General features: G+C 73.3%; 9 protein-coding genes. All 9 read right to left on the bottom strand.

What is annotated here, in order from left to right; all coding sequences use genetic code 11:
- Positions 1-2: 2 nt before the first annotated feature.
- From IGA62_RS25410 to IGA62_RS25450, 9 genes are read right to left on the bottom strand one after another with little or no spacing between them, the layout of a single operon-like run.
- Positions 3-1,274 carry a condensation domain-containing protein gene (locus tag IGA62_RS25410; RefSeq protein ID WP_145818523.1) on the bottom strand — a complete coding sequence of 424 codons (1,272 nt, stop codon included), beginning with the start codon at positions 1,272-1,274 and terminating at the stop codon, positions 3-5.
- Positions 1,264-3,534, bottom strand: coding sequence for a lantibiotic dehydratase (locus tag IGA62_RS25415; protein ID WP_145818522.1), 2,271 nt, complete (start codon positions 3,532-3,534; stop codon positions 1,264-1,266). The genes IGA62_RS25410 and IGA62_RS25415 overlap by 11 nt, the downstream gene beginning before the upstream one ends.
- Complete coding sequence (locus tag IGA62_RS25420; RefSeq protein WP_145818521.1) at positions 3,524-5,800, bottom strand: lantibiotic dehydratase; 2,277 nt, start codon at positions 5,798-5,800, stop codon at positions 3,524-3,526. Before IGA62_RS25420 ends, IGA62_RS25415 begins: the two co-directional genes overlap by 11 nt.
- A gap of 16 nt (positions 5,801-5,816) precedes the next feature.
- The gene (locus IGA62_RS25425) at positions 5,817-6,368 is read right to left on the bottom strand and encodes an AAA family ATPase (RefSeq protein ID WP_145818520.1); all 552 of its coding nucleotides are present in this window, start codon (positions 6,366-6,368) and stop codon (positions 5,817-5,819) included.
- Between the two features lie 10 nt (positions 6,369-6,378).
- Positions 6,379-7,188: an ABC transporter permease gene (locus IGA62_RS25430; RefSeq protein ID WP_186499872.1), complete on the bottom strand. Its 810-nt coding sequence runs from the start codon at positions 7,186-7,188 to the stop codon at positions 6,379-6,381.
- A complete protein-coding gene (locus IGA62_RS25435; RefSeq protein ID WP_145818518.1) occupies positions 7,185-7,955 on the bottom strand; it encodes an ABC transporter permease in 771 nt (256 codons plus the stop codon). Before IGA62_RS25435 ends, IGA62_RS25430 begins: the two co-directional genes overlap by 4 nt.
- The gene (locus IGA62_RS25440; protein WP_145818517.1) at positions 7,952-8,905 is read right to left on the bottom strand and encodes an ABC transporter ATP-binding protein; all 954 of its coding nucleotides are present in this window, start codon (positions 8,903-8,905) and stop codon (positions 7,952-7,954) included. The genes IGA62_RS25435 and IGA62_RS25440 overlap by 4 nt, the downstream gene beginning before the upstream one ends.
- 22 nt (positions 8,906-8,927) lie before the next feature.
- Positions 8,928-9,497 carry a hypothetical protein gene (locus IGA62_RS25445; protein ID WP_145818516.1) on the bottom strand — a complete coding sequence of 190 codons (570 nt, stop codon included), beginning with the start codon at positions 9,495-9,497 and terminating at the stop codon, positions 8,928-8,930.
- Positions 9,494-10,738 (bottom strand): hypothetical protein, encoded by a 1,245-nt coding sequence (locus IGA62_RS25450; protein WP_145818515.1) that lies wholly within the window; start codon positions 10,736-10,738, stop codon positions 9,494-9,496. The genes IGA62_RS25445 and IGA62_RS25450 overlap by 4 nt, the downstream gene beginning before the upstream one ends.
- Positions 10,739-10,799: the final 61 nt, after the last annotated feature.

Raw genomic sequence — 10,799 nt, forward strand, 5'->3', positions numbered from 1 at the left:
GCTCACGCCCCGGCGCGGACCAGCTCGACCGTCCGCCGCAGGCTCGCGTCCATCGCGTCGGCGTCGAAGACCGCCGGGTTGACCTGCGCGCTCAGGTGCACCCCACGCGCGTTGCGCACCCAGTCGACGAAGCAGGTGGCGCCGAGCGTCGGATAGATGGGTTCCCCGACGGCGGCGTGCAGGTCGACCCAGCGCATGCCCAGCCCGGCCAGGCGCAGGTCGCGTTCCGGCCGCGCGGTGTACACGCCGAGCACGCACTGCGCCACCGGAACGGTGCCGACCAGACCCGCTCCCCAGATCCGGTCGACCGGGCGCAGCGGCAGCGCGTGGTCGATGGTCTCCAGCAGCCGATCCTGGAGCGCGCCGACCCGGGCCGCGAGCGTCCCGCCCGGCACCGGGACCCGGTGCACCGGGATACCGTGCGAGAACAGGCCCGGCGTGCGCAGGTAACCCGGCAGGCACCGGCCGTGGGAGTTGGTGACCAGGCCGGTGTGCTCCGCCCCGGAAACCTCGGTGAACGCCTGGAGCAGCGCCTCGGCGGCCAGGGCGAACTCGGTGACGCCGTGGGCCGCCCAACCGGCCATCATCGGGCCGGCGACCTCGACGGGGATGTGCCGCCGCAGTTCCACGGCCGGGCCGGTTCCGGCGTCCGGGTTCCCGGCCGGGCAGCGTGGCGGGTAGGGCCCCGACTCCTGGCGGACGCGTCGCCAGTACGCGGCCCGTCGTTCCCCCCAGGGGCCGTGCAGCGCCGCCCGCTGCCGCTCGGCGAAGTCGGCGTACGGCCGGGCGGGTGTCTGTGGCGCGAGCCGCCGGTCCGGTTCGGCGCGGGCGGCGGCGTACAACTCGTTGACGGTGCGCAGCACCACCCCGATGGAGAGCCCGTCCATGACCAGGTGGTCGAGGGCGATGCCCAGCAGATGCCGGTCCGGCCCGACCCGGGTCAGCACCACCCGCCACAGCGGCGGGTCGTCGCGCACGAAGCGCTGCCGCAGCACCGCCAGCATGTCCCGCCGGACGTCCTCCTCCGGCCCCTCCGGCACGACCTCCCACCGCACGTGGGCGTCGCCGACCGTCCGGGCACCGGTGGGCAGGTAGCCGCGACGCAGCACGTCGTGGCGTTCGGCTGCCCCGTGCAGCGCCGCCTCCAGCGCCCGTCGGTCGAGCGGCCCGGTGACCTCCCAGGTGGCGGTCACCAGGGTCGGCGAGCCGTACGGCTGACCGGCCAGCGAGCCCAGCCAGGACTCCTCCTGCAACGAGACGACCTCACCGGACACCGGTCTCCTCCGTACCCCTCAGGTCCTGTAGGACGAATCGGAACTCGCTGGTCCTGGTCCGGCCGTCCGGGCCGGTGAGCCAGAGGTCGTCGAAGTCGGGCAGCATCTCCTGGACCTTCACCATCGCGTCCGGGCGGTCGGCGACCTTGCGGAGCTGCCGGACGACCTGGTTCGCGGTGACCCAGCTCGTCGCGTCGCAGAAGACCGGCTTCGGCTCGCCCGGCACCCGGACGAACGAGTGGCGGGGCAACCCCCGCTGTCGGAAGAAGCCCTCCAGCTCGATCCTGCTGGGTGAGGTCCTCAGCAGTGGCGCGAACTCCCGTACCGGCAGGCGCCAGGACTCGCGCTGCACCACGAGGTCGTCGATGCGGACGCGGGGCAGGTGGTCGGCGTCGGGGAAGAGCGACAGGACGTTGTAGAACGCCAGGGACAGGAACTCGCCGACGAACTCGGTCAGCCGGCTGACGATCCGCCCCGCGCCGTCGACGACGACCACCTGACCGTCCCGTTCGGCGACCCGCAGGTCGACGCAGGACATCTTGGGCACCGACGCGGGCAGCATCGTCCGCGGCCACAGCGTCCAGTAGCGGTGTTTGTCCGGCAGGTACGCGGCCGGCGGCGGCGCGGTCCGGGGCGAGCGCCGTGGCGTCGGCGGCAGGGCGGGGACGAAGCGTTCCGCCGGGGTGGCCGCGTCGACCAGGGCCTCCAACCGGCCCGGTTCCGGCTGGTTGTCCAGGCAGAACCGGTAGTCCAGCGGGTTCACCGTGGCGTGCACCTCGCCCAGCACCCACAGGTGCTCGCCGTTCCGGCGGGCGAGCATCACGTCCGCGCTGTGCGTCGACGCCGCCGACCAGCCTGCCCGGGGGACCCGGAAGGCCGCCCGCCAGCGCTCCCGGAGCACGGCGCTGCGGTGGACGCGGGAGCCGTCCGGCGCCCGCGTGCCGGAGTCGGTGGCCAGCAGGTCGGCGACCATCCCGTGGATCTCGGCCGTGACGCCGCGGTGGATCCGACCCGGGCGACGGTCGTCCAGTTCCGGCAGCAGCTCGTCGAAGACCGCCTCCAGGGACGGGTCCCGGCGCAGGGCCGTCCTCGCCCGGTCCTCGATCCCGGCGGCCAGCCGCCAGCTCGCGTACCGGCAGGTCTCCATCAGCAGTTCCAACGGGCCGCCCAGCTCCGCGACGGCCCGTGCGCCGACGGTCGCGTCCCAGTCCACGGTGACGTCGTGGTAGAGCAGCTCCCGGCTGTTCGGGTTGATCCGCTTGCGGATCGAACGGTCCACCCCCGCGACCGCCTCGAAGGACTCGGCCAGCGCGTTGGTGGCCCGCCAGACGCCGGTGGCGTCACCGGCGGCGGCGCAGACGTCCCGGCGCAGCCGGGTCAGTTCGTGCAGCTGCCCGCGCAGGCGGTGGCGCGGTTCCTCCGGCAGTCGGGCCAGCTGGGCGTCGAGCACCTCCTCGGACCCGCCGACCATCGGCACGTCGAAGCCCCAGTGCAGGCACCCGGCCCGCTGGAGCGTGTCGAGCACGTCGGTCAGCCGGTGCCGGTCCCAGTGCGGGCCGCCGGCCGCGCGGACGGATCCGAGCAGCTCGTCGGCGTACCCGGAACCGCCCAGGCAGGTCAGCACCAGGTGCTGGTCGGCGGTGAGCCGGTGCGGTCCCCGGCGGGGGCGGACGAACGTGTCGTCGCGGCGGATCCCGGCCGCGTCGACGGTGACCGGCAGGTGCCACCGCACCTCCGGATCGGCTTCCCAGGCACGGGCCAGGGCGGTCAGGGCCCACGGTTCGAAGTACGCGGTGTGCCGGACCCGCTCACCCGTCCCGGCGACCTCGACGACCAGGTCACGTTCCCGGTCGACGTGTGCCCAGCCGATCGGGCCGAAGAACCCGATGGTCTCGTTCTTCGTCGTGTAGCGCTGGAGGTAGGACCCGAGGATCAGCAGCTTGTCGCGGTAGTAGTAGGGCGTCCGGGAGTCGGGAACCCCCTCGGTGGCGTACCGGCCCACCCACCGGTTGACCATGTCCGGGTTCTGCCAGCACAGCGCCTCCAGCAGCCACCGGTCGGCGGTGCACCGGGCGAGCAGTTCGCGCAGCCCGGCCCCGTCGTGCCGGTGCGCCTGCGCCGAGGCGAGGAAGTCGCGGAGCTGCTCGGCGGGGCAGCCGGCGGAGCGCAGCTGGGCGATCGGCCACATGCCCCAGTGCGGACCGATCGGGACGAGAGGGGTGCCGGTCGCCGGCCGCACCGACAGGGCCTCATCGGACACCGTCGCCTCCCGTCCCCTGGCGGTCCTGGAGCACGAACCGGAACTCGCTGGTCCTGGTCCGGCCGTCCGGGCCGGTCAGCCAGAGGTCGTCGAAGTCGGGCAGCATCTCCTGGACCTTCACCATCGCGTCCGGGCGGTCGGCGACCTTGCGGACCAGCCGGACGACGTTGTGCGTGGTGATCCAGCTCTGGGCGTCGCAGAAGACCGGCTTCGGCTCGCCCGGCACCCGGACGAACGAGTAGCGGGGCAGTCCCCGATCGCGGAAGAAACCGGCCAACTCGACCCGGCTGGGCGGCGCGGCCAGCAGCGGCGCGAACTCCCGTACCGGGATCCGTCGGTACACGCGCTGCACCACCAGGTCGTCGATGCGGACGCGGGGCATCCGGTCGGCCTCGGGAAAGATCGACAGCGTGTTGTAGAGCGCCAACGACAGGAACTCGCCGATGAACTCGGTCAGCCGGGTGACGACCCGCCCGGTGCCGTCGACCACCACCACCGTGCCGTCCCGCTCGACGACCCGCAGGTCCACGCAGGACAATTTCGGCACCGACGCCGGCATCGACGTGCGCGGCCAGAGCGTCCAGTACCGGTGCTTGTCCGGCAGGTACGCCGCCGGTGGCGGCGCGGTCCGGGGGGAGAGACGCGGCGTGGGCGGCACGGCCGCGATGAAGCGTTCCGGCGGGGTGGCCGCGTCGATCAGGGCCTCCAACCGGCCCGGTTCCGGCTGGTTCTCCAAACAGAACCGGTAGTCCAGCGGGTTGATCGTCGTGTGCAGCTCGCCCAGCACCCACAGGTGCTCGTCGTCCCGCCGGGCGAGCATGATGTCGGTGCTGTGCAGCTCGGCCGCCGACCAGCCCGCCCGGGGCGCCGCGAAGGCCGCCAGCCAGCGTTGGCGCAGCGCGGCGCTGCGGTGCACGCGCGACCCGTCCGGTGCCTCGACGCCCGGCTCCGCCGCCAACAGTTCGGCGACGATCCGCCGCACCTCGGCCATGACGCTCCGGACGATCCGGCCGGGACGGCGGTCGTCCAGTTCCGGCAGCAGCTCGTCGAAGACCGCCTCCAGGGACGGGTCCCGGCGCAGGGCCGTCCTCGCCCGGTCCTCGATCCCGGCGGCGAACCGCCAGCTGGCGTACCGGCAGGTCTCCATCAGCAGTTCCAGCGGACCGGCCAGCCCGTCGACCGCCCGCGCGCCGAGTGTGGCGTCCCAGTCCACGGTGACGTCGTGGTAGAGCAGCTCCCGGCAGTCGGGGTTGGTCCGCTTCTGGACCGAGCTGTCCACCCCCGAGATGGCCTCGAACGACTCGGCCAGCGCGTTGGTGGCCCGCCACACGCCGGTGGCGTCACCGGCGGCGGCGCAGACGTCCCGCCGCAGCCGGCTCAGCTGGTGCAGGTCGGCGCGCAGGCGGTGGCGCGGTTCGTCCGGCAGGCGGGCCAGCTGCGCGTCGAGGACCTCCTCGGAGCCGCCGACCACGGTGATGTCGAAGCCCCAGTGCAGGCACCCGGCGCGCTGGAGCGTGTCGAGCACGTCGGTCAGCCGAGCCCGGTCCCAGTCCGCCCCGAGCGCCCCGAGCACCTCGTCGGCGTACCCCGAACCACCCAGGTGGCGCAGCACCAGACGCTGGTCGTCGGTGAGCGGGTGCGGTCCCCGGCGGGGGCGGACGAACGCGTCGTCCCGGAGCGCCCCGGCCTGGTTGACGACCACCGGCAGGTGCCACCGCACCTCCGGCTCGGCCTCCCACGCCCGGGCGAGCGCGGTCAGGGCCCACGGCTCGAAGTACGTGGTGTGCCGGACCCGCTCACCCTTCCCGCCGACCTCGACGAGCAGGTCCCGGCGGGGATCGAGGTGGGCCCAGGCGATCGGGCCGAAGAACCCGATGGTCTCGTTCCGGGTCGCGTAACGCTGGAGGTAGACACCGAGGGTGAGCAGCTTGCCCCGGTAGTAGGTGGGGCGCTTGGTGCCGCCGACCCCCTCGGTGGCGTACCGGCCGAGCCAGGAGTTGACGATGGTCGGGTTCTGCCAGCACATCGCCTCCAGCAGCCACGGGTCGGCGGCGAACCGTTCGACGACCTCACGCAGCCCGCTCCCGGTGTGCCGTTGCTCCTCGGCCGCGGCGAGGAAGTCCCGCAGCTGCTCCGCCGCGTGCCCGACGGAGCGCAGGAGGACGACCGGCCACATGCCCCAGTTCCGGCCGATCGGGACCAGGGAGTCCGGGGCACCCGGCCCGGTGCCCGCCTCCGGCCCGCCGCCGCCGAGAACGTCGACCATCGCGTCCGCTCCTTCGCTAGTGGTGTCTGCCGGCCGTCACCCAGCCGGTGACCTCCGCCGCCAGGGTGTCCGGGTCGGTGGTGCCCGAGTCGAGGAACCGGGTGCCGGCCGGCAGGTGCGGCCGGGCCGCCCGGCACCGGTCGACCTGGTCCAGCCGCCACCGGCGGACCTCCGCGTCGTGCACCGGGTCGGTCGGGTCGATGACCTGGGCGGTGATCCGGGACCGCAGGACGGGCTCGTCGACGTCCAACCAGACGTGCAGGACGTCCTCGCCGCCGTCGACCAGACCGCCGACGATCTCCGTCAGGTAGGCGGGCACGACCAGGGTCATCGGCACGATCAGCGTGGCGCCGTAGAGCCGGCGGATCTCCCGCAGGGTGAACAGGGTCAGGCTGCGCCAGATGGGCAGGTCCTGGAAGTCGCCGGTGGGCGGGGGCGGCACGAGCCGCCGCAGCGCGAAGCCGACCTCCTCGGGGTCGACGACCAGGCTGCCCGGCAGCAGCGCGGCGAGCCTCTCGCTGAGCGTGGTCTTCCCCGCCCCGAACGGTCCGTTGAGCCAGATGATCACTTGTTCTCCGTCATTCGTCGCTGAAGTCGACGGACGCCTCCCGGCGTCCGCTGCGGTCGTAGTGCCGGAAGGCCAGGACCGCGACGAGCAGCCACCCGGCGGCGATCACCGCCTCGGTCACCGCGAGCCGGGCCACCCCGGCGGTCGGCCCCTGCGCCAGCAGCTCGCGTACGGCCAGCAGCCCGTGCGTGAGCGGCAGCACCTCCGCCAGCCAGGAGATCGGCGCGGGCCAGAAGGTGGTCGGCACCTGCACGCCGGTGAGCACCATCAGGCACAGTCCGCCCAGGCTCGCGATCAGGGCGCGCAGCGACACCGTCCGCAGCGCGAGCGCACCCAGCAGCAGCCCGAAGCAGTACGTCGACACCCCGGCGAGCACGACGAGCGGGACGGCGAGCAGGGCGGTCGGCATCGGCAGGGGCACCCCGAAGACGGGCGGGAGCAGGAGCAGGGAGACCGTACCCACCCCGATGCCGTCCAGCAGCCACAGCACGCTGCGGCCGGTGAACACCGTGAACGGACCGGTGGGGGAGGCCACCAGCAGCGGGAGGGTGCCGAGCAGCCGCTCCCACGCGGTGGAGTTGACCACCTGGAGCGCGGTGTTGGCCACCATGAAGACCGAGTTGCCGACGATCAGATAGCTCACCTTGTCCGGGGCGTCCAGCAGCCGGCCCAGCAGCGCGAACAGGCTCACCTGGCACAGGATGCGCACCAGCCAGATGAAGGTCCAGGACCGCCAGGTGTAGATGGCCCGCAGGTCGGCCAGGGCGGTGAGCACCGCGTACCGCAGGACCCGGAGGTGGTCGGTGAGGAGGCCGGTCACGCGTACCCCACCGTGCCCAGGGCCCGCAGCCGCCGCATGATCCGCTCGATCACCCAGACCCCGACGGCGAACGCGACCGCGCCCAACACGAGCAGCACCGCCAGTCGCGCCGGCACGTTCCGCACGGCCGCCGGGGACAGGCAGTCCCGCAGCAGCTCGGCCGACCAGGAGAGGAAGACCACCCGGGTCAGCGGCTGCAACCACTCCGGCAGGAAGGCGACCGGCACGACCGCGCCACCGAGCACGTAGAAGGGGTACGTCAGCGAGCTCTTCAGCGTCAGCGCCCACCGGCCCAGCACGAACACCCCGGCCAGCGCCGTCGCGGTACCCACCACGGCGACGGTGTTGCAGACCACGGTGAGCAGGAAGACCAGCGGATGGTGCACCTCGATGGTGATCCCGAAACCGACCCAGGCCACCAGGGCCGACTCGACCAGCCCGATCTGGCTGATCACGGTGACCGCGGTGATCCGGCCGAGCAGGACCACCACCAGCGGGGCGGGGGTGGCGACCGCGGCCTCCAGCACGCCGTTGCGCCGGTCGCCCTCGATGGTGCCACCCGAGATGTTCACCGCCATGGACCACAGCGACATCGCACCCGACCCGACGATCGCGTACGGGGCCAGGTCGCGGCGGTCGGACTCGACCAGCACCGCCAGGAAGGCGACGGTGAACAGGGGCAGCGTCACCAGCACCATCAGGTCGTTGACCGACCGCCACACGTGGGCCGCCTGGAACCGGACGGCCGCCCAGAAGAGAGCTGTCAACGGATCTCCAGCCCCCGGTCCCCGACCACGTGCAGGTAGACCTCCTCCAGCGACGGACGGCCGGTGGAGAGCCGGGTGACCCCGGCGTCGACGAGGATCCGCAGCACCTCCCGGGCCGCCCCGGGAGCGTCGGTCTCCACCCGTACCGCCCCGGTGGGCAGGGTGCCGACGCTCACCACCCCGGACACGGTCCGCAGCACCTCCACGGTCGCCGCCGGCACGCCCTCGGCGGTGACCCGCTCGTACGTGGACAGCCAGCCGCCGATGGTGCGTGGGTCCTCGGTGGTGACCAGCCGACCGCCGTCGACGAGGGACACCCGGTCACAGACCGCCTCCGCCTCGGCCATGTCGTGCGTGGTGAGCAGGACGGTGCGTCCCTCGGCCCGGACCTCGCCCACCAGCACCCGGAACTCGCGGGCGGCCACCGGGTCCATGCCGACGGTCGGCTCGTCCAGGATCACCACCTGCGGGTCGCCGACCAGGCCCCGCGCCAGGTGCAGCCGCTGCTTCATCCCGCGCGAGAACGTCTCCACCCGCTCGCCGGCCCGGTCGGCCAGCCCGACCCGCTCCAGCAGCGCGGCCACCCGCACCCTGGCGGCGGCGGTGGGCTGGCGGTACAGCGCCGACCAGTACATCAGGTTCTGCCGGGCGGTGAGCCGCCCGTACAGGCCGCGTTCCCCGCCGAAGGCGATGCCGATGCGCTGCCGGGCGGCGGCGGTGTCGGTCACCACGTCGTGACCGTCCACCCGGGCCGTGCCGGAGGTGGGCAGCAGCACCGTCGACAGGATCTTGCACAGCGTCGTCTTGCCGGCCCCGTTCGGCCCGAGCAGCCCGTGGATCTCACCCCGGCCGATGCGCAGGGTGAGCCGGTCCAGGGCGGTGCGGGGTTCGCCCCGCACCCCCCGGTACACCCGGGTGAGGTCGTCGATCTCGACAGCGTCCCCGCTCATGCCCGTGTTCCGCGCGTGTCGGTCACCGCGAGGTGTCCAGCGCCGCGCCGGCCACCAGGTGCAGCCGCAGGTCCCGGGCACCGTTGAGCGCGGTGTGCACCTCGGTGGTGTTCAGCAGGTACGCGTTGCCGTCGGTGGGCACCCGGAACACCTCGTTGCGCTCGACGAAGACGAACGCCGCGTGCTCGCTGGTCCGGATCGCCACGTGCAGCCGGGCGGTGTCGTCGCGGTGCACCGAGTAGCAGGTCCGCGCGGTCAGCGCCATCAGCCGGGTCCGGAACACCGGGAACGGGAACCGGGCGACGACCTCCTCGAAGTAGGTGCCCTTCAGCTCGGGGTTGAGTTCCGCGTACTCGTGCTCCGGCGCGATGTCCTTCTCCTGGTAGCAGGACTCGTACCAGGGGTCCGACGAGCCCGGTCGCACCTGGACGGCGAGCTGCTGGGTCTGGTCGAAGATCAGCGGATGGTGACGCAACAGCTCGTCGGCGGCGTGCGCGAGTTCGTCGACGTCGAGGTCCAGGTCGATCCGACCGACCAGACCGGTGCCGCCGCCCTCCCCGTCGGCCGAGACGATCCAGTTCACGTGGCTCATGCGGCTCCCTGCCATCCGTTGGCGTCGAAGATGTACTGCGGGGGCAGCGGGATCTGCCCGAACGTCCGGCCGTGGACCAGCGTGTACGACCCGAAGGAACTGACCGCCAGCCGGTCGCCCACCCTCGGCAGCCGGCCGGTCGGGCAGTGCCGCTCGGTGCGTCGCAGCCGGTCGTTCTCGTACAGCGCCGGTCCGTAGACGTCGCCGACGAACTCCCAGGGCTCACCACCGTCGAGTACGTGGACGGTGGCGAAGGTCCACGGCGCCACGTTCCACGGGGACGCGGCGACGGTGACCGCGTGCCGGGCCGGGTCGACGTCCAGCACCTCGGTGACCAGGTACGCGCTGTCCAGCAGCAGCGCCGAACCCGGCTCCACCCAGCACCGCAGGCGTCTGCCCAGCGTCCCGGCCGCCTCGTCGAACACCTCGCCGACCCGTTTGAACGCCTCCGGCAGCGCCGACGGGTTCCGGGACAGCGCCAGGAACCCGCCGCCCAGGTTGATCTCACCGACCTCGGGGAACGCGGCGGCCAGCAGCACGCCCAGCCGGGCCCGGTACTCCAGGCTGCGCGCCACGTCGGCCGAGAGCGCCTCCCCGGTGTGCACCCGGATCCGCTCCACCGTCAACGGCGAGCGCGCGACCCGCTCCAGCCCGTCGGGGGTCAGCTCGATGCCGAACCGGCTCACCACGTCGAACGTCGACGGGTGCCGCAGCCGTTCGGGCAGCCGTACCCGGGCCCGGAAACCGACCGGCTCGACGGTGCCGCGCTCCTCCAGCTGGGCGAACTGGAGGGGCGACTGGACGTCCAGCAGCACCCCGTCGCGGAGCAGGCGGTCCAGGTCCGGCGGGCGGAACGCCGGCCCGGTCGCGGTGACCGTCCCGAAGCCCACCGACCGGGCCAGCGCCACCTCACCCGGCGACTGCGCGTCGGCGAGCAGGCCCATCCGCGCCAGGATCGACAGGACGGTCCGGTTGGCGCAGGCCTTGAGCCCGACGGCCAGCCCGATGCCGTTGTCGGCCAGCACCCGCCGGATGAACCCCACGTGTCGACGCACGTTGGCGGCGTCCCACAGCACGAAGGAGGTCTCCGGCACCGCCAGCGCGGTGGCCACGAAGGTCGGGTCCAGCGACCCGCCCGGCGGCACGAAGACCGCGTCCCGGGGCGCGGCGACCAGCCACCCGTCGGCCTCCTCCCCGAGGCTGCGGAGCCGGTCCGCCAAGTCGTCCCAGACCGTCGTCACGTCGGCCTACCTCCCTCGGCCCTGGTGAGTCGGAAACGTAACCGAGCCCGACGGCGGCAGG

Origin of the sequence: Micromonospora sagamiensis (assembly GCF_014680085.1) — a bacterium.
Lineage (GTDB): Bacteria > Actinomycetota > Actinomycetes > Mycobacteriales > Micromonosporaceae > Micromonospora > Micromonospora inyonensis.